This window comes from Pseudomonas sp. WS 5027, from assembly GCF_012985695.1.
Classification (GTDB): domain Bacteria; phylum Pseudomonadota; class Gammaproteobacteria; order Pseudomonadales; family Pseudomonadaceae; genus Aquipseudomonas; species Aquipseudomonas hygromyciniae.
In genome coordinates, this window is sequence record NZ_JAAQWU010000007.1 from 220171 (window position 1) to 245468 (window position 25298).

Consider the following 25298-nt stretch of genomic DNA (forward strand, 5'->3'; position numbering starts at 1 on the left):
GATCCTCTCTCAGATTCGATTCACAGCAATTTGCGGCAACTCGTCGGCGGCGTTCAGTTCACGCACGGCGATATAACGCTCGCTGCGACGGGTGCGATCCAGCACCTGTCCTACCAATTGGCCACAGGCGGCGTCGATGTCTTCACCACGGGTGGTGCGCACAGTCACGTTGTAGCCTGCCTGGTGCAGTTGATCCTGGAAACGGCGGATGGCGTTGTTGCTCGGCCGCTCGTAGCCAGAATGGGGAAACGGGTTGAACGGAATCAGGTTGATCTTGCACGGGGTGTTCTTGAGCAACTCGATCATCTCGACCGCGTGTTCGACCTTGTCGTTGATATCCTTGAGCATGGTGTACTCAATGGTCAGCACGCGCTTCTCGCCCAAGGTCGCCATGTAACGCTGGCAAGATTCGAGGAGCATCTTAAGCGGATACTTCTTGTTGATCGGCACCAATTGGTTACGCAATGCGTCATTGGGTGCATGCAGCGACAACGCCAGGGAGACGTCGATGTGCTTGGCCAGCTCATCGATCATCGGTACCACGCCGGAGGTCGACAGGGTCACACGGCGCTTGGAAATGCCGTAGCCCAGGTCGTCCATCATCAGATGCATGGCCGCGATCACGTTGTCGAAGTTCAGCAGCGGCTCACCCATGCCCATCATCACCACGTTGGTGATGGCACGGTCGACGGTTGCCGGGACGCTGCCAAAGGATTTGTTGGCAATCCACACCTGGCCGATGACTTCGGCGGCGGTGAGGTTGCTATTGAAGCCTTGCTTGCCGGTGGAGCAGAAACTGCAGTCCAGGGCACAGCCTGCCTGGGACGAAACGCACAAAGTGCCGCGCTTGCCCTGGGGAATGTAGACGGTCTCGACGCAACTGCCGGACGCCACGCGCACCACCCACTTACGGGTGCCGTCGCTGGAGATGTCCTCGCTGACCACTTCGGGACCACGGACCTCGGCAATAGCCTTGAGCTTGTCGCGCAGGGCCTTGCTGACGTTCGTCATGGCGTCGAAATCGTCGACACCAAAGTGGTGAATCCACTTCATTACCTGACCGGCACGGAAACGCTTCTCCCCGATTGAGTCGAAGAATTTTTCCATTTCCTGTTGAGTCAGACCCAGCAGGTTGGTTTTTACAGTCGATGTAGTCATGGATTCACCTTCACTCTTAAGCCGATGCTTAGCGAGTGGTTACTTCAGTAGCTGCGAAGAAGTACGAGATTTCGCGAGCAGCAGCGGCTTCGGAGTCCGAACCGTGTACAGCGTTGGCGTCGATGGAGTCAGCGAAATCAGCACGGATGGTGCCGGCAGCAGCTTCTTTAGGGTTGGTAGCGCCCATCAGCTCACGGTTCAGAGCGATAGCGTTTTCGCCTTCCAGAACCTGTACAACAACAGGGCCGGAGATCATGAAGGCAACCAGGTCGCCGAAGAAGCCACGAGCGCTGTGCTCAGCGTAGAAGCCTTCAGCTTCAGCCTTGGACAGTTGCTTGAGTTTCGAAGCTACAACCTTCAGGCCGGCTTTTTCGAAACGAGTGGTGATCTCGCCGATGACGTTTTTTGCAACAGCGTCAGGCTTGATGATGGAGAAAGTACGTTGAACAGCCATGGTGTAACTCCAGAAACGGTAATTTGCGAAAAATTAAACCCGCGAATTATACGCGGGTTCTTGGGTATTGCCTAACTGCGTGAGGGAGGCTTCAGTCCTGTTCTTCTTTCCAGGCAGTCTGGATAGCTTCAAGAACCTTTTCACCGCCGCGATCCCGCTCATCTTCAAACCCTGGCAAGGCCATGACCATGTCACGCAAAGCTACAAAGTTCAGCGAATAGGGATCCATATCCGGATGGCCGTCGGCCAGCAGGATAGCGATCTCTTGCACATCAACCCATTTAAGACTCATGACACTTCCTTGAATCAGTGCGGCGCTTCGGCCGCATGGTTGAGCGAATACTTCGGAATTTCGACGGTAAGGTCTTCTGTACCCACTTTGGCCTGACAGCTCAGGCGCGAAGTCGGTTCCAGGCCCCACGCCCTATCAAGATAGTCCTCTTCCAGCTCATCGGCCTCTTCAAGACTGTTGAAACCTTCGCGGATAATACAGTGACAGGTGGTGCAGGCATTGACGCCACCGCACGCACTCTCGATCTCGATGTGGTTGTCATGGGCGACTTCGAGAAGGGACTTGCCGGTCTCAGCCTCCACGACCATACCGTCCGGGCAATGCTCGGCGTGTGGCAGAAAAATGACCTGCGGCATCAGTTATTCCTCAATTTCATTCAGGTTGCGTCCCGCCAGGGCGGCTTTCACCGTCTGGTTCATACGACGGGCGGCAAAGGCATCGGTTACTTGTGAAAGGCGCTTGGTCTGTTGTTCGATGGCATAACCATCGGAGCCTTTCATCAATTCGGCCAGTTCCTGCATCTGCAGGTCGATGACCAGGCGTTCTTCAGCATCCAGAAGGCGCTCGCCGTCGGCCTCAAGGGCGCCCTGCACCGCTTCAAGCAGGCGCTGGGCATCGACTTGCTGCTCACGCAGCACACGGGCGACCTTGTCATCACCGGCGTACTGAAACGAATCCTTGAGCATCTTGGCGATTTCGCCATCGGTCAGGCCGTAGGACGGCTTGACCTGGATACTGGCTTCAACGCCCGAGCCCAACTCACGCGCGGCCACACTGAGCAGGCCATCGGCGTCGACCTGGAACGTCACGCGAATCTTCGCTGCACCCGCGACCATCGCCGGGATGCCGCGCAACTCAAAGCGCGCCAGGGAGCGACAGTCGCTGATCAGCTCACGCTCGCCTTGCAGCACATGAATCATCATGGCCGTCTGACCATCTTTGTAAGTGGTGAAGTCCTGGGCGCGGGCGACGGGAATGGTGGTGTTGCGCGGAATCACCTTTTCCATCAAGCCACCCATGGTTTCCAGGCCCAGGGACAACGGAATTACGTCGAGCAGAAGCAGTTCGCCACCATCTCGCTTGTTGCCAGCCAGGGTATCGGCCTGAATCGCAGCACCAATGGCCACCACTTGATCCGGATCGATTTCGGTCAGCGGCTGACGACCAAAGGCTTCGGCCACGGCTTCGCGAACCCGTGGCACACGGGTCGAACCGCCAACCATGACCACTGCGCCAACTTCTTCCAGCTCGATACCGGAGTCACGCACGGCGCGACGGCAGGCTTTCAGACTACGGGCAACCATCGGCTCGATCAGCGCATCGAAGGCTTCACGGGTCAGTTGGGCCGACCATGAGCCGTAGGAAACCTCAACAGATGCAGCGTCAGTCAGGGCTTCCTTGGCTGCACAGGCCGTTTGTAGCAGATTGCGCTGGGCGCCTGGATCGAGGTCGGCGGACAAGCCGGCGCTGGTGATGATCCAACCGGCGATGGCGTGGTCGAAGTCATCACCACCCAGGGCACTGTCGCCACCAGTGGCCAGGACTTCGAAGACACCGCCGGTCAGGCGCAGGATGGAAATATCAAAGGTACCGCCACCCAGGTCGTAAATCGCGACCAGGCCTTCGGCATGCTGGTCCAGGCCATAGGCCACGGCAGCAGCGGTTGGCTCGTTGAGCAGGCGCAAGACATTGAGGCCGGCCAGTTTCGCCGCATCCTTGGTGGCTTGGCGCTGGGCATCATCGAAATATGCCGGAACGGTGATCACCGCCCCTACCAGCTCGCCGCCCAAGGTGGTTTCGGCGCGCTGGCGCAGGACCTTGAGGATATCGGCCGACACTTCCACCGGGCTTTTCGGGCCTTGGATGGTGTCGATAAACGGCATATGGGATTCACCGCCGACAAAGCGGTACGGCAGTTGATCGCCCAATTGCTTGACGTCGGACAACCCACGACCCATCAAGCGCTTGACCGACAGCACCGTGTTCAACGGATCGGTAGAGGCCGCGAGCCTGGCCGACTCGCCCACTTCGGTGCGGTCAGCGTGATAGCGCACGGCGGACGGCAGGATCACCTGGCCATCAGCATCGGGCAGCGGCTCGGAGAGACCGCTGCGCAGTGCGGCGACCAGTGAATTGGTAGTACCCAAGTCGATGCCAACCGCCAGGCGACGCTGGTGCGGTTGAGGACTTTGGCCGGGTTCGGCGATCTGCAGTAGAGCCATGGTAATCAGGTCTTATCTGTCTATCAGGCGTGCAATCTGTGCAGCACTGGGTTAATCGTCGAGGCGCTCTTCTAACTGGCGCACTTCGTAAGTGAGCTTGTCGAGGAACTGCATGCGCCGCATCAGGCGTTCGGCCTGTTCACGCTGCGCTGCATCATCCCAACAAGCTGCGAAGCTTTCGTTGAGCTCATCCTGGGCCACTTTCAGACGGCGCTTGAAGACCGCGACGCCAGCCAGATCGGCCTCATCCTGCAAGTCTTCGAGCTCCTCGCGCCATTGCATCTGCTGCATCAGGAAATCAGGGTCATGGACCGTAACTTCCAGCGGCAACTCGCGACCGCCCATGGCGAGCAGGTAACGCGCGCGCTTGGGAGGGCTTTTGAGCGTCTGATAGGCTTCGTTGAGGCTGGCTGACTGCTCCAGCGCCAGGCGTTGCTCACGCTCGGAAGCGTCGGCAAAGCGATCCGGATGCACTCCACGCGCTAATTCACGATAGCGCGTGGCAAGCTGCTCGAGGTCCAGGCGAAAACTCGGCTGCAGCTCGAACAAAGCGAAATGACAAGGAGTACCCACAAATAGCCTCAGATGTTGAAGCTTTCGCCGCAGCCACATTCACCGCGTACGTTGGGGTTGTTGAACTTGAAGCCTTCGTTCAACCCTTCCTTGACGAAATCAAGCTCGGTGCCGTCCAGGTAGGTCAGGCTTTTAGGGTCGATGATCACTTTCTCGCCGTGACTTTCGAACACCTGGTCTTCCGCAACCACCTCGTCGACGAACTCCAGCACATAGGCAAGGCCGGAACAGCCCGTGGTGCGCACACCCAGACGAATCCCCTCACCTTTACCACGCCCATCCAGGGAGCGTCGCACGTGCCGCGCAGCCGCTTCTGTCATGCTGATAGCCATCGTTGACTCCTTACTTGTCGCCAAATGCTTAGATCAAGCCTTTCTTCTGCTTGTAGTCGCGAACGGCCGCCTTGATGGCGTCTTCCGCGAGTACCGAGCAGTGAATTTTCACTGGCGGCAGGGCCAGTTCTTCGGCCAGCTGAGTGTTCTTGATGGTCTCTGCTTCATCCAGAGTCTTGCCTTTCATCCACTCGGTCGCCAGGGAACTGGAGGCGATGGCCGAACCGCAGCCGTAGGTCTTGAACTTGGCATCTTCGATGATGCCCTGCTCGTTGACCTTGATCTGCAGGCGCATGACGTCGCCGCACGCCGGAGCGCCGACCATGCCGGTGCCGACATCAGGATCTTCCGCGTCCATCTTGCCGACGTTGCGCGGGTTTTCGTAGTGGTCGATGACCTTTTCGCTGTAAGCCATGGTACTCAATCCTCACTCATCAGGGCCGCTCTGGAACCCTGTAAAAACGCCTGCGTTTTCCGCCACGTTCCTACAGAGCTTGGGTGGCGGCTTCTATATTTAGTGTGCCGCCCACTCGATCTTGGAAATATCGACACCGTCTTTGAACATGTCCCACAGCGGCGACAGAGTGCGCAGCTTGGTGACCGCTTCGCAGACTTTCTGCGCTGCGTAGTCGACTTCTTCTTCGGTGGTGAAACGGCCGAACGTAAAGCGGATGGAGCTGTGCGCCAACTCGTCGTTGCGGCCCAGGGCGCGCAGGACATAGGACGGCTCAAGGGAGGCCGAGGTGCAGGCCGAACCGGACGAAACCGCCAGGTCCTTGAGCGCCATGATCAGCGACTCGCCTTCAACGTAGTTGAAGCTCAAATTCAGGTTGTGCGGTACGCGGGCAGTCATGCTGCCGTTGATGTACAGCTCTTCAAGGTTCTCGACCTGCTTGTAGAAGCGATCGCTGAGGGCCTTGATACGCACGTTTTCGGCAGCCATGTCTTCTTTGGCTACGCGGAAGGCTTCGCCCATGCCCACGATCTGGTGGGTCGCCAGGGTGCCCGAACGCATGCCGCGCTCGTGACCGCCGCCGTGCATGGTGGCTTCGATACGCACGCGAGGCTTGCGGCTCACGTACAGCGCGCCAATGCCTTTGGGGCCGTAGGTCTTGTGGGCCGAGAACGACATCAGGTCGACTTTCAGCTTGGACAGGTCAATATCGACCTTGCCGGTGGACTGGGCAGCATCGACATGCAGCAACACGCCTTTGGAGCGGGTCAGCTCGCCGATGGCGGCGATGTCGTTGATGGTGCCGATTTCGTTGTTCACGTGGATCACGGAAACCAGGATGGTGTCTTCACGCATCGCCGCTTCGATCATCGCCGGTGTGACGATACCGTCGGTGGTTGGCTCAAGGTAGGTGACCTCGAAACCTTCACGCTCCAGCTGGCGCATGGTGTCGAGGACAGCCTTGTGCTCAATCTTGGTGGTGATCAGGTGCTTGCCCTTGGTCGCATAGAAATGCGCGGCGCCCTTGATTGCCAGGTTGTCGGACTCGGTGGCACCGGAGGTCCAGACGATTTCACGTGGGTCGGCATTGACCAGGTCCGCGACCTGGCGACGAGCGTTCTCCACCGCTTCCTCGGCCTTCCAGCCAAAAACGTGGGAACGGGAGGCCGGGTTGCCGAAGTTTCCGTCAACCAGCAGGCACTCGCTCATCTTTTGCGCGACACGCGGATCAACCGGGGTGGTCGCTGAGTAATCAAGGTAAATCGGCAATTTCATGGACTTTCTCCTAAATCAGGCTGGCAGGCGTGCCGTTAGCTCTTCGGCTGTCACTCGACGGCGGACGCTTCAATCTTGTCCAGGCGCGGCGCCTTGGTGTTGCATCGGCGCTGGTCCTGACGCTGGGCTACTTCCTGCACCTCACGGCGAGTCACAAGATCAGCCAAGCTGATACCACTCAAAAACTCATGGATCTGCAGGCTCAGATCACACCACAAGTGGTGCGTCAGACAGGTGTCGCCGGCATGACAGTCACCCAGGCCCTGGCACTTGGTGGCATCGACGGATTCATTCACCGCGTCGATCACCTGGGCGACCTGAATGCCCTGCATGTCGCGGGACAACTGATAACCGCCGCCCGGGCCACGCACACTGGAAACCAGGTTGCTGCGGCGCAACTTGGCGAACAGTTGCTCAAGGTAAGACAGGGAAATGCCTTGGCGCTCGGAGATATCGGCCAGGGACACCGGCCCGTTTTGCGCGTGCAGGGCCAAGTCAAGCATGGCGGTCACCGCGTAACGGCCTTTTGTAGTCAGTCTCATGGACAAGTACCAAGGTGTTTCAGAATGGGAGCAAGTATGCGATTCCCGAGTATTTAAGTCAACTATAAGACCTAGTACTTTAGTCAGGAATACCCGTAAAAAGGGCGCGCGAATCATAGCAGGATGGGGTGGGAACGAACAGCGGCGCCGGACAACCTGCATTGCCAGACACGCAGAAAATCAACTGTGGGAGCGAGCTTGCTCGCGAAAGCGGTGGGTCAGCCACTCTATTCGGTGACTGAGACACCGCTTTCGCGGGCAAGCCCGCTCCTACAGGGTTTTGCAGTGACTGCAAGAGCTCAACCAGCCTTGGTGACCGCGGCCTCATCCTTGATCTCGGCGAAGTCTTCTTCGCGCAACTCAGGCAGATCCTTCGCACAGTAGGGGCTACCCAGATCCTTCAGCGCGCCGCACATGCCGTCCAACTTGCCGTCTACCGCTTGCAGATGATCGAGCAGCAGGCCAATGGCGCGCGCCACCGGGTCCGGCATGTCTTCACTGACGCCATAGGCATCGAAACCGATTTTCTCGGCCATGGCCTTGCGCTTGGCCTCCTGCTCATCGCCGACTTCTGGCTTGACGATGATCCGCCCGGGAATCCCTACCACCGTGGCGCCTGGCGGCACCGCCTTGGTGACCACCGCATTGGAGCCGACCTTGGCCCCGGCACCGACGGTAAACGGCCCCAGGACCTTGGCGCCCGCCCCGACGACTACGCCATTTTCGAGGGTCGGGTGACGCTTGCCCTTGTTCCAGGTGGTCCCACCCAGGGTCACGCCTTGATATAGGGTCACATCGTCACCAATCTCGGCGGTTTCACCGATAACGATGCCCATGCCATGGTCGATAAAGAAGCGACGACCCACCTTGGCCCCCGGATGAATCTCGATCCCGGTCAGCCAGCGACCAAAGTTCGACACCAGCCGCGCCAGCCACTTCCAGCCCATGCCCCACAAGGCACCCGACAAGCGGTGAATCCAGATCGCGTGCATCCCGGGGTAACAGGTCAGTACTTCAAAGGCGTTGCGCGCCGCCGGGTCACGGTGGAAAACACTCTGGATATCTTCTCGCAAACGCTCGAACATTTTTAATCCTTCCGCTTAAGAAGCTCGCCACGGGCCGCTTTCTGGGTTTCCGTGAGGATGCCACGCAATATATTCATCTCTGCCCGGCTGACCGAGCTGCGTCCGTAAAGCCTGCGCAGGCGCGCCATCAAGTGCCGTGGCTTTTCCGGATCGAGGAATTCGATGGCTACCAGGGTTTGCTCCAGGTGTTCATAGAATCGTTCCAGCTCATCCATAGTGGCCAATTCGCCACTTTTGGTGGATGCAACCTCGTCCTTCTCCATTTTGCTGGGCTGGCCTTGTGCTGCCAGCCAGGCCATGCGCACTTCATAACTCAACACTTGCACCGCCGCCCCGAGGTTCAGCGAGCTGAATTCGGGGTCTGATGGAATGTGCACGTGAAAATGACATCGCTGCAGCTCGTCATTGGTCAATCCGGAGTCTTCACGACCAAATACCAAAGCGATTTCGGCGCCGCCGGCCGCCTCTTCGACCACTTTGGCCCCGCATTCGCGAGGATCGAGCAGCGGCCAGGGAATGCGGCGGTCGCGGGCGCTGGTGCCGAGCACCAGATTACAACCGACCAGAGCATCTTCCAGGCTGGCGACGACCTGGGCTTTTTCCAGGATGTCATTGGCGCCGGAGGCGCGAGCGTCGGCTTCATGGTGTGGGAACACACGCGGCTCCACCAGCACCAGGCGCGTCAGACCCATGTTCTTCATAGCCCGCGCCACCCCGCCGATATTGCCGGGGTGACTGGTATTGACGAGGACGACACGAATGTTTTGCAGCAAGGGAGGCGCTCTCGGACACGGGAAAGGGGAGCAAATCTTACAGAACAGCCTAAGGTTATGCCATGAAAGCGAACGTCGTCCTTCACCTGAAGAAAGTTTCTGCTAGAATGCTCGGCTTTCTTTAACAACCTTAGGTGACACATCCATGCAGCCCATGCTGAATATCGCGCTGCGCGCCGCCCGCAGCGCCAGTGAATTGATCTTCCGCTCCATCGAGCGCCTGGATACCATCAAGGTCGACGAAAAAGACGCCAAGGATTATGTATCCGAGGTGGATCGCGCCGCCGAACAGAAAATCATCGACGCCCTGCGCAAGGCCTACCCTACCCACGGCATCCTCGGTGAAGAAACCGGCCTGCACAAAGGCAGCGGTGAAGGCGAAGACTACCTGTGGATCATCGACCCACTGGATGGCACCACCAACTTCCTGCGCGGCATCCCGCACTTTGCCGTGAGCATTGCCTGCAAATACCGTGGCCGCCTGGAACACGCCGTTGTACTCGACCCGGTTCGCCAGGAAGAATTCACCGCCAGCCGTGGCCGTGGCGCCCAGTTGAACGGTCGCCGCCTGCGCGTCAGCGGTCGCACCAGCCTGGACGGCGCCCTGCTGGGTACCGGCTTCCCGTTCCGTGACGACCAGATGGACAACCTGGAAAACTACCTGGGCATGTTCCGCGCCCTGGTTGGCCAGACCGCCGGCATCCGCCGCGCCGGTGCAGCCAGCCTGGACCTGGCCTACGTCGCCGCTGGTCGTTTTGACGCGTTCTGGGAGTCGGGCCTGTCCGAGTGGGACATGGCAGCAGGCGCACTGCTGATTCAAGAAGCCGGCGGCCTGGTGAGCGACTTTACCGGCGGTCACGACTTCCTGGAGAAGGGCCACGTGGTTGCAGGTAACACCAAATGCTTCAAGGCAGTACTGACGGCGATCCAGCCGCACCTGCCGGCTTCGCTGAAGCGTTAAGCGAGCGAGCACAAAAAAGCACCCCGAGGGGTGCTTTTTTTATGCCTGGGATTTGGCCATTGCCTCAATTTCAGCGACGACATAAACCACATGTGGGAGCGGGCTTGCTCGCGAAAGCGGTGGGCCAGTCACTCTATTCGGCGACTGATCCACCGCTTTCGCGAGCAAGCCCGCTCCCACATTTTGAACTTCGCCAGACTTGGTATTACTGCTGATTCTGGCCGAGGATCAGGCGACCTTCTTTATCCACTGGGATCTGGCTACCAGGATCACGCTCCATACGCACCGATCCTTCCTTGCCATCCAGGTTGTAACGCACGTCATACCCGACAACCTTGTCGCTGATGTCGTTGACGGTGTTACAGCGCGTCTGGGTGGTGGTGTAGGTATCACGGTTCTGCATGCCTTCCTGAACCTTGTTACCGGCATAACCGCCGCCCACTGCGCCAGCTACGGTGGCGATCTTCTTGCCAGTACCGCCGCCGATCTGGTTACCCAGCAGACCACCTGCCAGGGCGCCAACCACGGTACCTGCGATTTGATGCTGATCCTGCACCGGACGCTGCCGGGTCACGGTGACGTCCTTGCAGACTTCACGAGGGGTTTTGATCTGGGTCTTGACCGGCTGCACCGCCAGCACTTGCGCATACTCAGGGCCGCTTTTTACCAGGCTGTAGGTGGCAACAGCACCCCCGGCAGTCACACCGACAGCACCCAATACCGCACCAACCAGTAACGACTTGTTCACGTGAACCTCCTGACCATCACAAGCGGACTGAAACGTCCGCGCTATACCCAGCCTTGGAGCAAAAAAAAAGGCGCGAGTTCAATACTCGCGCCTTCTTTGTAACAGCAGGTCAACAAGCACCCATCAAGGGCGGTCGTCGATCTCCTTGTCTGTCGCAACAGGAGGAATCAGGTCTTCGCTGTTGAGGTTCAGCCAGATCAACACCACGTTGGCGATGTAGATCGACGAGTAGGTGCCCGCCAGGACGCCGATAAACAGCGCCAGGGAGAAGCCCCACAGGTTGTCGCCACCGAAGATCATCAGCGCGGCAATCGCCAGCAAGGTGGAGATCGACGTCGCCATGGTACGCAACAAGGTCTGGGTGGTGGAGATGTTGATGTTCTCGATCAACGTCGCCTTGCGCAGTACCCGGAAGTTCTCGCGAACCCGGTCGAATACCACGATGGTGTCGTTGAGGGAGTAACCAATGATCGCCAGCACCGCCGCCAATACTGTCAGGTCGAAGGTGATCTGGAAGTACGCCAGGATCCCCACAGTTACGATCACGTCGTGGATCAGCGACACAATGGCACCGACCCCGAACTTCCACTGAAAGCGGAAGGCCAGGTAGATCATGATGCCGGCCAGCGCCATCAGCATGCCGAGGCCGCCTTGGTCGCGCAGCTCTTCACCTACTTGCGGGCCAACGAACTCGACGCGCTTGACCGACGCCGGGTTGTCGCCGCCGACCTTGAGCAAGGCCTCGGCCACCTGGTGCCCCAGCTGCGGGTCTTCGCCAGGCATACGCACCAGCAGGTCGGTGGTCGCACCAAAGCTCTGCACGATCGCCTCGTGATAACCGGCCTCGTTCAGTTGGGTACGCACCTTGGTTACGTCGGCCGGCTTCTCGTAGGTCAGCTCGATGAGCGTACCGCCGGTGAAGTCCAGACCGTAGTTCAGGCCCTTATGGAACCAGCTGAACAACGCCAGGACGGTAAGGAGCACAGTGACGCCGAACGCAACGTTGCGAACGCCCATGAAGTTGATTGTACGTAACATGGCAGCCCCTTAAATCCACAACTTCTTGAAGTCACGCCCGCCAAAGATCAGGTTGACCATTGCGCGGGTCACCATGATGGCCGTGAACATCGAGGTAAAGATACCGAGGGACATGGTCACCGCAAAACCCTTGACCGGGCCGGTGCCCATGGCAAAGAGAATCCCGCCGACCAGCAAGGTGGTCAGGTTGGAGTCGAGAATCGCGGTAAATGCCCGGCCGAAGCCTTCGTTGATTGCCCGTTGTACGCTCATGCCCGCCGCGATCTCTTCACGAATCCGCGAGAAGATCAGCACGTTGGCGTCCACCGCCATACCCATGGTGAGTACGATACCGGCAATACCCGGCAGGGTCAGTGTAGCCCCCAGCAGCGACATCAAGGCCAGCAGCATGACCATGTTCCCCGCCAGCGCGACAGTGGCGATGATGCCAAAGAAGCGGTAGATGGCGATGATGAACAGGGAAACGAACAGCATGCCCCACAGCGCCGCATCGACGCCCTTGGTGATGTTGTCTGCGCCCAGGCTTGGACCAATGGTGCGCTCTTCAGCGAAGTACATTGGCGCAGCCAGGCCACCGGCACGCAGCAGCAGCGCCAGCTCGGAGGACTCACCCTGGCCGTTCAGGCCGGTGATACGGAATTGAGCACCCAGCGGCGACTGGATGGTCGCCAGGCTGATGATCTTCTTCTCTTCCTTGAAGGTCTGCACCGCGACATCTTTCTCGACGCCATTGACCATTTGCTTGACGTAGGTGGTCACCGGGCGTTGCTCGATGAAGATCACCGCCATGCTGCGACCGACGTTGCTGCGGGTTGCGCGGCTCATCAGTTCGCCACCATGACCATCCAGGCGGATGTTCACTTCAGGCGTACCGTGCTCACCGAAACCAGCCTTGGCATCCGTCACCTGGTCACCAGTGATGATCAGGCTACGCTCGATCTGCGCCGCCGGGCGATTGCCCTCACGGAACTCGAAAGACTCGGAAGTGGCCTTGGAAGCGCCCGGCTCGGCGGCCAGACGGAACTCAAGGTTGGCAGTCTTGCCGAGGATCCGCTTGGCTTCAGCGGTGTCCTGCACGCCTGGCAGCTCAACCACGATGCGGTTGGCGCCCTGGCGCTGAACCAGAGGCTCGGCCACACCCAGCTCGTTGACGCGGTTACGGACCGTGGTCAAGTTCTGCTTGATGGAGTATTCACGGATTTCCGCCAGCTTGGCCGGGGTCATCGCCAGACGCAGCACCGGCTGACCATTGAGGTCGGCAGGCACAATGTCGAAATCGTTAAAGCTCTTGCGAATCAGGGCACGCGCCTGTTCACGAGCGGCTTCGTCAGCAAAGCCCAGTTGGATGGCACCGTTGAGCTGCGGCAGGCTGCGGTAGCGCAGGCGCTCTTTGCGCAGCAGGCTCTTCACATCGCCTTCGTAGACTTTCAAGCGTGCATCGAGGGCTTTGTCCATGTCCACTTCCAACAGGAAGTGCACACCACCGGACAAGTCCAGGCCCAGCTTCATCGGGTGTGCGCCGATGCTCTTCAGCCATTTTGGCGTGGTCTGTGCCAGGTTAAGCGCGACTACGTAGTCATCGCCCATCACCTTGCGCACGACATCCTTGGCCGGCAATTGGTCTTCCTGCTTGGTCAGGCGCAACAAGCCGCCCTTCGCATCAGCTGCCAACGTTGCCGCCTTGACCTGGATTCCCGCGTCGGTGAGCGCTTTGCTCGCGCGGTCCAGATCAGCCTGATTGACCTGCAGCGAAGTGCTGGCGCCAGTGATCTGGATCGCAGGGTCATCAGGGTAGAGATTGGGAGCGGAATAAATAAAACCGATCGCCAGCACCGCCAGGATCAGTACGTATTTCCACAGAGGGTATTTGTTCAGCATCACGCCGCCCGCTTATGACGCGGGGCGCCTTGCGCGCCCCGTCGATTGGTAAAAGTTGTTACTCAGATCGCTTTCAGCGTGCCTTTTGGCAGCGTGGCGGCAATGGCGCCTTTCTGGAACTTCATTTCAACGGTGTCGGAGACTTCCAGGACCACGAAAGCGTCGGAAACCTTGGTGATCTTGCCAGCGATACCACCGGTGGTCACCACTTCGTCACCTTTCTGCAAGCTGCCCAGCAGGTTTTTCTGCTCTTTGGCGCGCTTGGCCTGTGGACGCCAGATCATCAGGTAGAAGATGACCAGGAAGCCGACCAGGAAAATCCACTCGAAACCACCGCCCATAGGACCGGCAGCGGCCGGTGCAGCGGCGTCAGCCATAGCGTTAGAGATAAAAAAGCTCATTTAGCACTCCAGTTGCAAATAGTGAATCTTAGGGTCGGGAAACTCAGTCCAAGGGCGGCACGGGCAGCCCGCGCTTGGCATAGAAGGCATCGACAAAGGCGGCCAATGTACCCTGTTGAATAGCCTCGCGCAAACCAGCCATCAGGACTTGGTAGTGACGCAAATTGTGGATGGTATTCAACATGCTACCCAGCATTTCCCCGCATTTGTCCAGATGGTGCAGATAAGCACGGGAGAAGTTCTGGCAGGTGTAGCAATCACAGGTGGGATCCAGCGGCGAATCATCATGGCGATGGAACGCGTTACGGATCTTCAGCACGCCTGTATCAATGAACAGATGCCCATTGCGGGCATTACGGGTTGGCATCACGCAATCGAACATGTCCACACCGCGGCGCACACCCTCTACGAGATCTTCCGGTTTGCCAACGCCCATAAGGTAACGAGGTTTGTCAGAAGGCATCAGGCCTGGGAGGTAGTCCAGCACCTTGATCATCTCGTGCTTGGGCTCGCCCACCGACAGGCCACCAATGGCCAGGCCATCGAAACCGATTTTGTCCAGGCCTTCGAGCGAGCGCTTGCGCAGGCTTTCGTGCATGCCGCCCTGGACAATGCCGAACAGCGCGGCAGTGTTGTCGCCGTGGGCATTCTTCGAACGCTGGGCCCAACGCAACGACAGCTCCATGGAAATCCGCGCCACATCTTCATCAGCCGGGTACGGCGTGCATTCGTCGAAAATCATCACGATGTCGGAGCCCAGGTCACGCTGGACCTGCATCGACTCTTCCGGGCCCATGAACACCTTGGAACCGTCCACCGGCGAGGCGAAGGTCACGCCCTCCTCCTTGATCTTGCGCATGGCGCCCAGGCTGAACACCTGGAAACCACCTGAGTCGGTGAGGATCGGGCCTTGCCACTTCATGAAATCGTGCAAGTCGCCGTGCTTCTTGATCACTTCGGTACCCGGGCGCAGCCACAGGTGGAAGGTGTTGCCGAGGATGATCTCGGCACCCGTGGCGACGATGTCACGCGGCAGCATGCCCTTGACAGTGCCGTAGGTGCCGACCGGCATGAACGCCGGGGTCTCCACGGTGCCACGGGGGAAAGTCAGGCGACCGCGACGGGCCTTGCCGTCGGTGGCCAACAATTCAAACGACATACGACTCATAGTTGTTCCTCTGGGCCGCGCGGCGCCGGATTACGGGTGATGAACATCGCATCACCGTAGCTGAAAAAACGGTACCCATTATCGATGGCGGCCTGGTAGGCGGCCATGGTTTCGGGGTAACCGGCAAATGCCGAGACCAGCATCAACAGCGTGGATTCGGGCAAATGGAAGTTGGTGACCAGGCAATCGACCACATGGAACGGCCGGCCTGGGTAGATAAAGATATCGGTGTCGCCACTGAACGGCTTGAGCACACCATCGCGCGCCGCACTCTCCAGGGACCGCACGCTGGTGGTGCCCACTGCGACCACCCGCCCACCGCGCGCCTTGCACGCGTTGACCGCGTCCACGACGTCCTGGCTGACTTCCAGCCATTCGCTGTGCATATGGTGGTCTTCGATGTTATCCACACGCACCGGCTGAAACGTCCCGGCCCCCACGTGCAGAGTCACATAGGCGCTCTCGACACCCTTGGCGGCAATCGCATCCAGCAGTGGCTGGTCGAAATGCAGCCCGGCAGTCGGCGCCGCCACCGCACCAAGGCGCTGGGAGTACACCGTCTGATAGCGCTCGCGATCCGAATCTTCATCGGGGCGGTCTATATAAGGAGGCAACGGCATATGGCCGACACGCTCCAGCAGCGGCAACACTTCCTCGGCAAACTTGAGCTCGAACAACGCGTCATGGCGCGCAACCATCTCGGCTTCGCCACCACCATCAATCAGGATGCTCGACCCTGGTTTGGGCGACTTGCTGGAGCGCACATGGGCCAGCACACGATGGCTGTCCAGCACCCGCTCCACCAGAATTTCCAGCTTGCCGCCGGAAGCTTTCTGGCCAAACAGCCGCGCCGGAATCACCCGGGTATTGTTGAAGACCATCAAGTCGCCTGGGCGCAAATGCTCAAGCAAATCAGTGAATTGAAGGTGTGCAAGGGCACCGCTGACCCCGTCCAGGGTCAACAGTCGACTGGCGCGACGCTCGGCCAAAGGGTGGCGGGCGATCAGCGAATCCGGGAGTTCAAAACTAAAGTCAGCAACGCGCATGATGGGGTTCGTCTAGCAGGGCCGGGAAGTCTAGCGGAAATAGTGAAAATAGACCATGAAACGTGATTGACCAACGGTAATCACCTCTCTATACTTCGCCGCCATTGAGCCCTGATGGCGGAATTGGTAGACGCGGCGGATTCAAAATCCGTTTTCGAAAGGAGTGGGAGTTCGAGTCTCCCTCGGGGCACCATATAGCAGTATCTGAAAGTCTCTACCAGGCTTTCAGCAACAGAGAAACCGGCCACTTGAGCCGGTTTTTTTGTGCCTGGATATCTGTGTCTGCCCTCTCCCTGCCACCAAGAAATGCCGGCTCGGCATCGCTGAAGATAGTTCGCTATCAACTACCCCACCGCCACCCAATGCCCCCCGCCCACATCGTGAAATTTCTGCCTCGCCGCTTCAAACCCCTTGCCCTTGATCGGGCTGGGTTGCTCGAACTCTTGCAGCAACGCCTTGAAATCACGTTTCTGATCAACGTCAGGCATGGGCACCGCGCTTAGCAGCCGTTTGGTGTAGGGATGCTGCGGGTTGTGCAATACATGATCACGGCGGCCGATCTCGACTATCTGGCCGCCATACATCACCGCGACGCGATGGCAGATGCGTTCGACCACGGCCATGTCGTGGGAAATGAACAGGTAGCTGAGTCGATGCTGTTCGCGCAACTGTTCCAACAACTCCAGCACTTGGGCCTGCACTGATACGTCGAGGGCGGAGACGGACTCATCGGCGATGATGACTTTGGGGTTAAGCGCCAATGCGCGGGCAATGCAGATACGCTGGCGTTGTCCGCCCGAGAACTGATGCGGGTAGCGGTACATGGCGTCAGCCGGCATATCGACCTGGCGTAGCAGTTCGGCGACACGCTCCTGTCGTTGTGCCAGTGGTAACTGGTCATGGATCAACAGCGGCTCGCCTACCAGTTCCAGGATGTTTTTGCGTGGGTTCAGGGCCGCGTAAGGGTCTTGGAAGACCATTTGGATATCGCGGCGCACGGCCTGCAGCTCGGCGCCGTGCAAGCCGTTCAGCTCTTTGCCGAGCAACTGCACGCTGCCTTGATAGGCCAGCATATTCATCAGTGCCTTGCCGGTAGTGGATTTACCGCAGCCGCTCTCCCCGACCAGCCCCAGGGTTTCGCCTTGGCGCAGTTCAAAGTTGAGCCCTTCTACCGCGTGCACCTGTTTGTCTTCTTCGAACCAGCCCATGCGCACAGGAAAGCGCACGGACAAGTCGCGCACCTGCAAGACCACCGGTTGCTGGCTGACGTCGCCCGGCTGACCTGCCGTGCCCAGCACGGGCACCGCCGCGAGCAATTTACGGGTGTAGTCGGCCTGAGGTTGGGTGAACAACTGACGCACGGGCGCTTGTTCTTCGGTGCGGCCATGGTTCATCACTACCACCTGGTCGGCCATTTCGGCGACTACCCCCATGTCGTGCGTGATCATCAGCAAGCTGGTGCCGTAGACCTGTTGCAGTTCGCGCATCAGTTCCAGGATCTGCGCCTGGATGGTCACGTCCAGCGCAGTGGTTGGTTCATCGGCGATCAGCACTTTGGGCCGACAAAGCATCGCCATCGCAATCATCACGCGCTGGCGCATGCCGCCGGACAGCTCGTGGGGATACTGCTGCAGGCGTTTTTCCACCTGCGGCATGCGCACCGACTCGAGCATCTCCCTGGCGCGCTGACGCAGCGCCTGGCGCCCCAGCGGTTCGTGCCGGCGTAGCGTCTCTTGCAACTGCTGGCCGACAGTCATCAGCGGATTCAGCGACGTCATCGGTTCCTGGAAAATCATGCCGATCTGCTTGCCGCGCAGCCGTTGCAACTCGCGCTCGGGCACACCGATCAAGTCGCGCCCTTCAAAGCTGATTGCGCCTTCGGCCACCCGCACCGCCTTGGGCAGCAGCCCCATGATCGCCAGCGACGACAGCGATTTGCCGCTGCCTGACTCCCCGGCAATGCACAGTGTCTGGCCGGCGAACAGGTCGAAGCTCAGGTGATCGACCACGCGCCGGGAGTTGGCCCCCATGCCGACATCGATGGACAACTGCTGCACCGACAAAATCGGCTGGGAGGTCCCGTTACTCATCAAAGCTCCTCACGCGTGAAGCGATAAACGCCAAGTCGTTGGCGATGAACAGCCATCAGGCAAATACGATTTTCGGGAAGTAGAACGACACGACCCAGTTGGGTAGGTCGACGATCTCGCTGATACGCAAATCGCCACATACCGAACACAGCATGTACGCCTGCTCCGCGGGCATGTGGTGCTCACGGCACAGCCAGTCGATGGTGTTGCTGACGGCCTGACGCGCGGCTTGCATCAAGTTCGGACCGATGCCGGTGAAGGCTTCGTAGCCCGCACCATCCAGGTGACGGGTCACGGGGCCAGGTGTGCTGAAGCGCGGTGTTGCCAGCGGCGTGTTCTTGATCAGGTCCAGCTTCACCACCACGTCCATTGCGCTCTCGATCGCGGTGCCGCACACCTCACCATCGCCTTGCGCCGCGTGGGTATCGCCAATCGACAACAAGGCGCCGCTGACCTCCACCGGCAGGTACAACGTGGTGCCGGCCGACAGGTCGCGGATGTCCAGGTTGCCGCCAACCCGGCGCGGCGGCACCACCGAGTGCAAGCCCGCCAACGCTGGCGCCAGGCCGATGGTGCCGGCAAAGGGCTTGAGCGGCACTTTGGCGAAATCACTGAAGGCCGCCGGGCTCAGGGCCAGTTTGTCGTAGTGCCACAGCACCAGGGCCGGGTCCGTGAACTGGTCCGCAAGCAGGCCAAACCCCGGGATGTTGGCCGTCCAGCCAAAGCCACTGGGCTTGAAGCTGTCGAGGGTGATTTTCAGCACGTCGCCAGGCTCGGCACCCTCGACGAAAATCGGCCCGGTGACAGGGTTGATCGTATCGAACGGCACCTTGGTGACATCGCTCACCTTCGATTGCGGCGTGAAGAAGCCATTGGACGAATCGCGGCAGCAGAACTCCAGCATGGCACCAGGCGCCACCCGGGCGGTCGGCTCGATGCTGTTGTCCCAACCGAAATGGCTGTTGACGCTGTGAATGGTCTTGACCAGGCAGTTCTGGCACATAGGGAGAAAGCTCCACGTAAAGACCACGCCCGGAAGGCGTGGTGGCAGGCCGGCTGCGCTTTATTTCAGGTAGATGTAGTTGTAGTTGACCGGGATGTGCACCGGATCGACGTACAGCGCGTCGCTACCGCCCATGCGCGAAGAGCGCACGGTGAAGCGCTGTTCGTTGAAGATTGGGACCCACGGCGCATCGGCCATCACATCGATGAAGATCTTCTTCCACAGCGCTGTACGCTCGGCCTGTTGCTCCGGCTTGGCCATGCTGTCGGCTTTGGCGGCCAGCGCATCCAGGCTCTTGTTGCAATACAGCGCCCAGTTCCAGCCACCGTCCACCGCACTGTCACAGCCCAGAATCGGCCCGTAGAAGTTCGAAGGGTCGGGGAAGTCGGCAATCCAGGCCATGCCACCGGACCACACCATCGGCGCCTGATCCTTCGAACCGCCTGCCGCAATCACGTTGGCCTGGGCCAGGGACTTGATCTTCACACGCACCCCGACCTTCGCCAGGTCTTGCTGGATAGCCTGGGCGATACGCGGCTGCGGGTCGGTGTTCATCACGTACATCTCGGTGTCGAAGCCCTTGTCGAAACCGGCTTCGGCCAAGAGCTTCTTCGCGCCTTCGACATCGTAGGCGTAGCCTTTGTAATCCTTGTCGTAGCCCGGCATCGCTGGCGGCAGCGGCTGGTTGGCCGGGACCGCACGGCCGTTGATGATGCGCACGATGCGATCCTTGCTGATCGCCATGTTCACCGCCTGGCGCACCTTGAGGTTGTCGAAGGGCGGCAGTGTGGTTTTCAGGGTCAGGTAGCCGGTTTGCAATTGATCACCGGTGACCACCAGGCTCTTGAACTTGGGATCGTTCTTGAACTCCAGGAACTTGGCCGGCGGCACACCGTCGCCTGCGATGTCGACCTCGCCCTTCTGCAAACGCAAGAGCGCGACCATCGGATCCTGGCCGACCTCAAAGGCGATCGTGTCGAGGTGCGGCAGGCCCGCCTTGAAGTAGTCCGGGTTCTTCTTGAACAGAATCTGTTGCCCCAGCTTCCACTCCGCCAGGCTGTAGGCGCCGGTGCCCACCGGGTGTTTGCCGAAGTCGGCGCCCCACTTCTCGACTTCCTCCTTGGGTACGACAAAGGAGAAGTTGATCGCCATCACTTGTAGAAATGTGGCATTCGCCGACTTGAGCGTGATCTTGACCGTGTAATCGTCGACGACCTCAATGCCCGGCATGTGCTCAGCCTTACTGGCCGCCATGTCTTCATAGCCCACGATCGAACTGAAGAAGCCCGCACCCGGGCTCTGGGTTTTCGGGTTGACGGTGCGTTCCAGGGAGTACTTCACGTCGCTAGCCTTGAGTTCGCGACCGTTGTGGAACTTCACGCCTTTTTTCAAGGTGAAGGTATAGACGGTTCCATCCTCGGAGATGCTGTAGTCCGACGCCAGGTTCTTGGTCAACTCCGTGGTACCGGGTTTGTAGTCCATCAGCCCGTCGAACAGGCTTTTGATCATCGACCAGTTCTGCCAGTCATAACCAATGGCCGGGTCGAGGGTGGCCACGTCGTTTTGATAGGTAATGACCGCGGCGCCACCGTCTTTGGCATTTGGATCAAAGTCATCGGCCAACAGATTGCCGGTAAACAACGCAGCCGCGATGGCCAAGGATAATGCTTTGCGATTCATGCTCCAGCCCCTTACCTATGGTGATGTTGCTAGTGTTTTTTGATGTCGATACGCGGGTCGACCCATGGGATCACCAGGTCGGCGACCAGGTTGCCCAAAACGATTGCCACCGCTGAAACCGTGGTTACCCCGACAATCACCGGGATGTCGACTTGCTGGATCGCCTGCCATGTCAACTGACCAATCCCCGGCCAGCCGAAGACCGACTCGACCACCACCAGCCCGCCCATGAAGATCCCGATATCGATGCCGATCATCGGAATCACCGGCACGATGGCGTTAGGCAGCACATGCCGCAAAACCACGCGCACGCGGCTCAAGCCCTTGGCCCGGGCGGTGCGGATGAAGTCTTGGTGCAGCACCTCGATCATTGAGGAGCGCACCATGCGCGAGTACCAGCCGCTGCCGAGAATGCCCAGGGTCAGGGCCGGTAACAGCAGGTGTTCAAAACCGCCGTAACCGCCCATGGGGAACCAGTCCAACTGCACGGCGAAGAAGTACAGGAACAGCATCGCGGCGATGAACTGCGGGGCCGATACGCCGATGAACGAGAGCGCCATCAAGGCTTTGTCAGCCCAACTGTCGCGACGCAACGCGGCAATCACGCCGAGGCTGATGCCAATCAGCAACTCGAAACCGATGCCGGCGGCCATCAACTCCAGGGACGGACGCAAGCGCGCGCCGATCAGTTCCGTCACCGGGCTGCGCTGGATGTAGGAGCGCCCGAGGTCGCCCTGCACCAGGTTGCCCAGGTAATTGGCGTACTGTTGGTAAAACGGCAAGTCGAGTCCTAGCTGCGTGCGGATCCCGGCTACCACTTCGGGCGTGGCACTGCGCCCGGCAATCTGGCGTGCCGGGTCAGCCGGCAGCATGAACAGCAGCAGGTACGTGATGAAGGTCACGCCCAGCAGGATCAACAGCGAGTAGCCGATGCGACGACTGATGAAGGCCAACATTCAGCTTCTCCCTTGCAGGGTAGGATCGAGTTCATCGCGCAGGGCATCGCCCACCAGATTGAACGCCAGCGATAACAGGACAATCGCAATGCCGGGGAAAAACACCAGCCACGGCGCCGAGGTGAAATAGGTCTGGCTCTCGAAAATGATGTTGCCCCAGCTCGGCGTTGGCGGTTGGACCCCCACGCCCAGGTACGACAAGGTGGCTTCCAGCAGCACTGTGGTGGAGATGCCCAGGGTGGCCCAGACCAGGATGGTCGGCAGTAGATGAGGCAGTAGATGAGAGAACAGAATGCGCAGCGAACTGGCCCCTAGGGTTCGCTCCACTGCCACAAAGTCTCGGGCACTCAGGGCGATGGTTTCGGAGTAGATCACCCGGGCGATCTGCACCCAGTTGACCATGGCGATCACCAGCGCGACGATCCACACGCTGGGCTGGAAAATCGCTGACAGCGCAATCGCCAGGAGCAAGGCCGGGAACGCCATCATCAGGTCGGTGAAGCGCATCAGCGTGCTGCCGACCCAACCACGCAGGAAGCCCGCGCTCAGCCCCACCAGCGTGCCGATCAGCACCGCCAGGCCATTGGCGAGCAAGCCGATGAACAACGACGTCCGTGCGCCATAGATCAGCCGCGAAAGCAGATCACGGCCGAGTAGATCGGTGCCCAGCAGGTAGGGCATATCGGGAGGCAGCGGCGCGCCTTCCAGCGACAGGCCTTCGACAAATTGCTCGGACGGATCGTATGGGCTCATCCACGGTGCAAACAGCGCCAGTAACACGACAATCACGATGTACAACAGCGACAACGCCACCGCCGGACGGCGAACCAAGGCACGCAACACCTTCATAGTTGGCCCCTGCTCGGTTGCAGGCGATCTGCCGCCATCTCTGCACAGAGGTCGTCCAGGCTACGGTTCAAGTGCATGGACAGGCTGCGTAGGCGCTCATAGGCCTCACGCTCATCAATCTGCTGCTCGACCATCAGCCGTGCCAATGCCTGGGCCAGCAGCGGCCGTGCCAGGAGTCGTTGTTGCAGCGCACTGATGGTCTGTGCGTCGCTGTCGAGGCGCTCACGCAAACCGAACGCCATCATCAACGTGGTGTAGACCGAGCCTTGGGTGATGGGCTTGTTCAGCAATGCCGTCGCCCCCAATTCAATGGCGCGCTGGATATGCGACAGGGTTTCGTGGGATGTCAGCGCAACAATCGGCACGCCGGCAGCGTTCAGACGTTGCAGAATGGTGGGGCTGGCGAAGGGCTCCAGCTCAACGATGGCGGCAAAACACCCCTCGAGCGAATCATCGGCATCCTCAAACAACTCCTGTGCGGTAATACCCAGCCGCTGCAGGCTCTTGTGCAGATTAGCCAGGCTGCGGGGCTCGCAGTCGATCAACAGCAACCGACCCGCTTCAAAGTCCGGGCGCTTGAACAGGCTCATTTGACGATCCTCAGGCGGGGCGCTGGCGCAACGGCGCGCAGGCGTTGAAACTCACTCAGGTCGGTGGCGGTCAGGTATGGGTCGGCCGGTAGTGGCTTCGTCGCACTGTGCAAGACAACGAAGCGTCCCGCCCGCAGCTCAGCGATATGGCATGGCTGGCTGCTGTGATTGTTGCGCTCGGAGATGGCCAGGGTGCCGAACACGCTGTCCTGAGGGTGGTCGTACACGTAGCGGCAGATCCCTTCGGGGTCGTCGCTGCCACACTGATCCAGAGCACGGGCAAAGAGGTGCAGGGCCACGTACATCCCGGTGTAGAAGTGCGAAATCGGATATACCCCATGCAGCATGTGCTGCTGCTGACTGAACGCGGGGGCGATTTCTTCAAAGAACGGACCGCACGACAGCACACGCAGGCTGCGCAGGTCGCCAACGTCACTCAACTCCGCCTCGGTCAGGTTGCAGCTCAACACTGGAAGGTTCCAGCCAACGGCGTGGCAGGCGGCATCCAATTGCTGCAAAAAGGCGTAGGAAGACTTACCGATCAGGTTGTTGAGAACAAACGCAGGGCGCTCTGCCAGCAGCGTCTGGGTCAGCTCGCCGAAGGGCGATGCATCCAGATGGATATAGCGCTCCAGTAGCACCTCGGCCCCTGCCACTTCGAGCACTTCACGGGCAACGCGATTGCTCTCCCAGCCCCAGCTGTAGTTCGATCCCAGCAGCACGGCACGCTTGCCAAACGTCTGCAGGGCATAGCGCAACAAGGGGATCAACGTCTGATTCGGACACCCTCCCAGGTAGAGTACATGCTCACTGCTCTCGAACCCTTCATACGGGCAGGCGTACCACAACAGACCTGCGTTCTGCTCCAGGTCCGGAATGATCTCCTTGCGACTGGCGGAGGTGGTCGTACCGAAGATGTGCCGGACCCCGGACTGCATCAACTCGACAGCCCCTTCGCTGTACCGCTGCAGAACGCCTCGTGGATTGCGGTGAGTGGCCTGCAGGACAAAGTCATATCCAGGGTTGCCATTGATTTGCGCGAGCGCGTGGGTTGCCCCGGCCAACGCATTGCGGCCAACACTTTTGTAAGTGCCCTCGGTGGAGAGCAGCAGCCCAACCTCGATGGTACGACGCATCATTTTTCCCCAAAAAAAAACCTGATCGACCAGCGAACTGGTCAATCAGGCTTCATTACCTGGCGCTCAAGGCGTGCGATGTCTGTCGGCAAGACTTAATGGCATGGCCAGGCTTGCTCGTGGATATCGCTATGAAAAAAGCGTGCCATCTTTACAGTGCCACGGGAGCTGGGGCTTGCCACAATGTCCAGGGGACGCGTCAGCACTGAATTGGAACGCATTGGTGGTTCTGGGCTTCACAATAGTGCACAGCAGATCGCGCAAACTTTCACCGACTCCAGGCGAGACTCATCCGTACCGGTGTAACGTAAATTCCCACGCAGTTGCCGATGCCTTACCAGAATGCGGCAATACGAGACAAACACTTGTCGGAGTTGGTGGTACGCAATCTTGCAACTGGAGACTTAAAGTCTTGCCGAGGTGTCTTTTCGACCGCCCAAAACAAAACCCCAACTGCTTTCGCAATTGGGGTTTCGGAATTTAATCTTGACGATGACCTACTCTCACATGGGGAAACCCCACACTACCATCGGCGATGCATCGTTTCACTACTGAGTTCGGGATGGGATCAGGTGGTTCCAATGCTCTATGGTC

Annotated in this window: 26 protein-coding genes, 1 tRNA gene and 1 rRNA gene; 2 read left to right on the plus strand and 26 right to left on the minus strand. The window is 59.4% G+C overall.

Annotated features, from left to right (window positions below; translation table 11 throughout):
- Positions 1–9 precede the first annotated feature (9 nt).
- The 12 genes from rlmN to trmJ form a co-directional block, all read right to left on the minus strand.
- Positions 10–1158, minus strand: a complete 1149-nt coding sequence (rlmN, locus tag HBO09_RS11640) for a 23S rRNA (adenine(2503)-C(2))-methyltransferase RlmN (RefSeq protein ID WP_169997233.1) — start codon at positions 1156–1158, stop codon at positions 10–12.
- A 28-nt stretch (positions 1159–1186) separates the two neighbouring features.
- Positions 1187–1612 carry a nucleoside-diphosphate kinase gene (gene ndk / locus HBO09_RS11645; RefSeq protein ID WP_017846179.1) on the minus strand — a complete coding sequence of 142 codons (426 nt, stop codon included), beginning with the start codon at positions 1610–1612 and terminating at the stop codon, positions 1187–1189.
- Between the two features lie 91 nt (positions 1613–1703).
- Positions 1704–1904 carry a Fe-S cluster assembly protein IscX gene (gene iscX, locus HBO09_RS11650; RefSeq protein WP_169997231.1) on the minus strand — a complete coding sequence of 67 codons (201 nt, stop codon included), beginning with the start codon at positions 1902–1904 and terminating at the stop codon, positions 1704–1706.
- 14 nt (positions 1905–1918) lie between these two features.
- The gene (gene fdx / locus HBO09_RS11655) at positions 1919–2260 is read right to left on the minus strand and encodes an ISC system 2Fe-2S type ferredoxin (RefSeq protein WP_029298551.1); all 342 of its coding nucleotides are present in this window, start codon (positions 2258–2260) and stop codon (positions 1919–1921) included.
- A gap of 3 nt (positions 2261–2263) precedes the next feature.
- Positions 2264–4126 carry a Fe-S protein assembly chaperone HscA gene (gene hscA, locus HBO09_RS11660; RefSeq protein WP_169997229.1) on the minus strand — a complete coding sequence of 621 codons (1863 nt, stop codon included), beginning with the start codon at positions 4124–4126 and terminating at the stop codon, positions 2264–2266.
- A gap of 51 nt (positions 4127–4177) precedes the next feature.
- Positions 4178–4699 carry a co-chaperone HscB gene (gene hscB / locus HBO09_RS11665; RefSeq protein WP_038446309.1) on the minus strand — a complete coding sequence of 174 codons (522 nt, stop codon included), beginning with the start codon at positions 4697–4699 and terminating at the stop codon, positions 4178–4180.
- An 8-nt stretch (positions 4700–4707) separates the two neighbouring features.
- Positions 4708–5031 (minus strand): iron-sulfur cluster assembly protein IscA, encoded by a 324-nt coding sequence (gene iscA / locus HBO09_RS11670; RefSeq protein WP_010565230.1) that lies wholly within the window; start codon positions 5029–5031, stop codon positions 4708–4710.
- Positions 5032–5059: 28 nt separating this feature from the next.
- The gene (iscU, locus tag HBO09_RS11675; RefSeq protein WP_003443374.1) at positions 5060–5446 is read right to left on the minus strand and encodes a Fe-S cluster assembly scaffold IscU; all 387 of its coding nucleotides are present in this window, start codon (positions 5444–5446) and stop codon (positions 5060–5062) included.
- Positions 5447–5545: 99 nt separating this feature from the next.
- Positions 5546–6760 carry an IscS subfamily cysteine desulfurase gene (locus HBO09_RS11680; protein ID WP_070994737.1) on the minus strand — a complete coding sequence of 405 codons (1215 nt, stop codon included), beginning with the start codon at positions 6758–6760 and terminating at the stop codon, positions 5546–5548.
- A 50-nt stretch (positions 6761–6810) separates the two neighbouring features.
- Complete coding sequence (iscR, locus tag HBO09_RS11685) at positions 6811–7302, minus strand: Fe-S cluster assembly transcriptional regulator IscR (protein WP_003210305.1); 492 nt, start codon at positions 7300–7302, stop codon at positions 6811–6813.
- A gap of 299 nt (positions 7303–7601) precedes the next feature.
- Positions 7602–8387: a serine O-acetyltransferase gene (gene cysE / locus HBO09_RS11690; protein WP_169997227.1), complete on the minus strand. Its 786-nt coding sequence runs from the start codon at positions 8385–8387 to the stop codon at positions 7602–7604.
- Positions 8388–8389: 2 nt separating this feature from the next.
- On the minus strand, positions 8390–9160 hold the full coding sequence (gene trmJ / locus HBO09_RS11695; protein WP_070994736.1) for a tRNA (cytosine(32)/uridine(32)-2'-O)-methyltransferase TrmJ: 771 nt from the start codon (positions 9158–9160) through the stop codon (positions 8390–8392).
- Positions 9161–9305: 145 nt separating this feature from the next.
- Here trmJ and suhB point away from each other — a divergent pair, with 145 nt between their 5' ends.
- Positions 9306–10121, plus strand: a complete 816-nt coding sequence (gene suhB / locus HBO09_RS11700; protein WP_003175971.1) for an inositol-phosphate phosphatase — start codon at positions 9306–9308, stop codon at positions 10119–10121.
- Positions 10122–10326: 205 nt separating this feature from the next.
- Here suhB and HBO09_RS11705 read toward each other — a convergent pair whose 3' ends face one another.
- From HBO09_RS11705 to queA, 6 genes are all read right to left on the minus strand, one after another.
- Positions 10327–10869: a glycine zipper 2TM domain-containing protein gene (locus HBO09_RS11705; RefSeq protein ID WP_029298576.1), complete on the minus strand. Its 543-nt coding sequence runs from the start codon at positions 10867–10869 to the stop codon at positions 10327–10329.
- Between the two features lie 123 nt (positions 10870–10992).
- Positions 10993–11907: a protein translocase subunit SecF gene (secF, locus tag HBO09_RS11710; protein ID WP_169997225.1), complete on the minus strand. Its 915-nt coding sequence runs from the start codon at positions 11905–11907 to the stop codon at positions 10993–10995.
- Positions 11908–11916: 9 nt separating this feature from the next.
- Complete coding sequence (secD, locus tag HBO09_RS11715) at positions 11917–13785, minus strand: protein translocase subunit SecD (protein WP_169997223.1); 1869 nt, start codon at positions 13783–13785, stop codon at positions 11917–11919.
- Between the two features lie 62 nt (positions 13786–13847).
- The gene (gene yajC / locus HBO09_RS11720) at positions 13848–14186 is read right to left on the minus strand and encodes a preprotein translocase subunit YajC (RefSeq protein ID WP_003175975.1); all 339 of its coding nucleotides are present in this window, start codon (positions 14184–14186) and stop codon (positions 13848–13850) included.
- Between the two features lie 43 nt (positions 14187–14229).
- Positions 14230–15345, minus strand: a complete 1116-nt coding sequence (gene tgt / locus HBO09_RS11725; protein ID WP_032858353.1) for a tRNA guanosine(34) transglycosylase Tgt — start codon at positions 15343–15345, stop codon at positions 14230–14232.
- 5 nt (positions 15346–15350) lie between these two features.
- Positions 15351–16400 carry a tRNA preQ1(34) S-adenosylmethionine ribosyltransferase-isomerase QueA gene (gene queA / locus HBO09_RS11730; RefSeq protein ID WP_169997220.1) on the minus strand — a complete coding sequence of 350 codons (1050 nt, stop codon included), beginning with the start codon at positions 16398–16400 and terminating at the stop codon, positions 15351–15353.
- A gap of 108 nt (positions 16401–16508) precedes the next feature.
- Here queA and HBO09_RS11735 point away from each other — a divergent pair.
- Positions 16509–16593 (plus strand) — tRNA-Leu (locus tag HBO09_RS11735).
- Between the two features lie 151 nt (positions 16594–16744).
- On the opposite strand, the gene HBO09_RS11740 is transcribed toward HBO09_RS11735, so the two are convergent.
- From HBO09_RS11740 to rrf, 8 genes are all read right to left on the minus strand, one after another.
- Positions 16745–18490, minus strand: coding sequence for an ABC transporter ATP-binding protein (locus tag HBO09_RS11740; protein WP_169997218.1), 1746 nt, complete (start codon positions 18488–18490; stop codon positions 16745–16747).
- A gap of 55 nt (positions 18491–18545) precedes the next feature.
- Positions 18546–19493, minus strand: a complete 948-nt coding sequence (locus HBO09_RS11745) for an acetamidase/formamidase family protein (protein ID WP_169997216.1) — start codon at positions 19491–19493, stop codon at positions 18546–18548.
- A 60-nt stretch (positions 19494–19553) separates the two neighbouring features.
- Positions 19554–21173 (minus strand): ABC transporter substrate-binding protein, encoded by a 1620-nt coding sequence (locus HBO09_RS11750; RefSeq protein ID WP_169997214.1) that lies wholly within the window; start codon positions 21171–21173, stop codon positions 19554–19556.
- Between the two features lie 29 nt (positions 21174–21202).
- Positions 21203–22129 (minus strand): ABC transporter permease, encoded by a 927-nt coding sequence (locus HBO09_RS11755; RefSeq protein WP_038446297.1) that lies wholly within the window; start codon positions 22127–22129, stop codon positions 21203–21205.
- Complete coding sequence (locus HBO09_RS11760; RefSeq protein ID WP_169997210.1) at positions 22130–22978, minus strand: ABC transporter permease; 849 nt, start codon at positions 22976–22978, stop codon at positions 22130–22132.
- Positions 22975–23568, minus strand: coding sequence for an ANTAR domain-containing protein (locus HBO09_RS11765; RefSeq protein ID WP_169997208.1), 594 nt, complete (start codon positions 23566–23568; stop codon positions 22975–22977). Before HBO09_RS11765 ends, HBO09_RS11760 begins: the two co-directional genes overlap by 4 nt.
- Entirely contained in the window at positions 23565–24704 is a 1140-nt protein-coding gene (locus HBO09_RS11770) for a transporter substrate-binding protein (protein WP_169997206.1), read from the minus strand. Before HBO09_RS11770 ends, HBO09_RS11765 begins: the two co-directional genes overlap by 4 nt.
- 484 nt (positions 24705–25188) lie before the next feature.
- Positions 25189–25298: ribosomal RNA gene (rrf, locus tag HBO09_RS11775) — 5S ribosomal RNA — on the minus strand; the annotation flags it as partial.

Excerpts from the sequence above, each read along its gene's own strand:
- HBO09_RS11750 (WP_169997214.1), bottom strand. The coding sequence starts at position 21,173 with ATGAATCGCAAAGCATTATCCTTGGCCATCGCGGCTGCGTTGTTTACC.
- hscA (WP_169997229.1), bottom strand. The coding sequence starts at position 4,126 with ATGGCTCTACTGCAGATCGCCGAACCCGGCCAAAGTCCTCAACCGCAC.
- queA (WP_169997220.1), bottom strand. The coding sequence starts at position 16,400 with ATGCGCGTTGCTGACTTTAGTTTTGAACTCCCGGATTCGCTGATCGCC.
- suhB (WP_003175971.1), top strand. The coding sequence starts at position 9,306 with ATGCAGCCCATGCTGAATATCGCGCTGCGCGCCGCCCGCAGCGCCAGT.
- HBO09_RS11745 (WP_169997216.1), bottom strand. The coding sequence starts at position 19,493 with ATGTGCCAGAACTGCCTGGTCAAGACCATTCACAGCGTCAACAGCCAT.
- fdx (WP_029298551.1), bottom strand. The coding sequence starts at position 2,260 with ATGCCGCAGGTCATTTTTCTGCCACACGCCGAGCATTGCCCGGACGGT.
- yajC (WP_003175975.1), bottom strand. The coding sequence starts at position 14,186 with ATGAGCTTTTTTATCTCTAACGCTATGGCTGACGCCGCTGCACCGGCC.
- cysE (WP_169997227.1), bottom strand. The coding sequence starts at position 8,387 with ATGTTCGAGCGTTTGCGAGAAGATATCCAGAGTGTTTTCCACCGTGAC.
- ndk (WP_017846179.1), bottom strand. The coding sequence starts at position 1,612 with ATGGCTGTTCAACGTACTTTCTCCATCATCAAGCCTGACGCTGTTGCA.
- secF (WP_169997225.1), bottom strand. The coding sequence starts at position 11,907 with ATGTTACGTACAATCAACTTCATGGGCGTTCGCAACGTTGCGTTCGGC.
- HBO09_RS11770 (WP_169997206.1), bottom strand. The coding sequence starts at position 24,704 with ATGCGTCGTACCATCGAGGTTGGGCTGCTGCTCTCCACCGAGGGCACT.
- HBO09_RS11680 (WP_070994737.1), bottom strand. The coding sequence starts at position 6,760 with ATGAAATTGCCGATTTACCTTGATTACTCAGCGACCACCCCGGTTGAT.
- rlmN (WP_169997233.1), bottom strand. The coding sequence starts at position 1,158 with ATGACTACATCGACTGTAAAAACCAACCTGCTGGGTCTGACTCAACAG.
- iscA (WP_010565230.1), bottom strand. The coding sequence starts at position 5,031 with ATGGCTATCAGCATGACAGAAGCGGCTGCGCGGCACGTGCGACGCTCC.
- iscR (WP_003210305.1), bottom strand. The coding sequence starts at position 7,302 with ATGAGACTGACTACAAAAGGCCGTTACGCGGTGACCGCCATGCTTGAC.
- secD (WP_169997223.1), bottom strand. The coding sequence starts at position 13,785 with ATGCTGAACAAATACCCTCTGTGGAAATACGTACTGATCCTGGCGGTG.
- tgt (WP_032858353.1), bottom strand. The coding sequence starts at position 15,345 with ATGTCGTTTGAATTGTTGGCCACCGACGGCAAGGCCCGTCGCGGTCGC.
- iscU (WP_003443374.1), bottom strand. The coding sequence starts at position 5,446 with ATGGCTTACAGCGAAAAGGTCATCGACCACTACGAAAACCCGCGCAAC.
- HBO09_RS11755 (WP_038446297.1), bottom strand. The coding sequence starts at position 22,129 with ATGTTGGCCTTCATCAGTCGTCGCATCGGCTACTCGCTGTTGATCCTG.
- HBO09_RS11740 (WP_169997218.1), bottom strand. The coding sequence starts at position 18,490 with ATGAGTAACGGGACCTCCCAGCCGATTTTGTCGGTGCAGCAGTTGTCC.
- HBO09_RS11760 (WP_169997210.1), bottom strand. The coding sequence starts at position 22,978 with ATGAAGGTGTTGCGTGCCTTGGTTCGCCGTCCGGCGGTGGCGTTGTCG.
- iscX (WP_169997231.1), bottom strand. The coding sequence starts at position 1,904 with ATGAGTCTTAAATGGGTTGATGTGCAAGAGATCGCTATCCTGCTGGCC.
- HBO09_RS11765 (WP_169997208.1), bottom strand. The coding sequence starts at position 23,568 with ATGAGCCTGTTCAAGCGCCCGGACTTTGAAGCGGGTCGGTTGCTGTTG.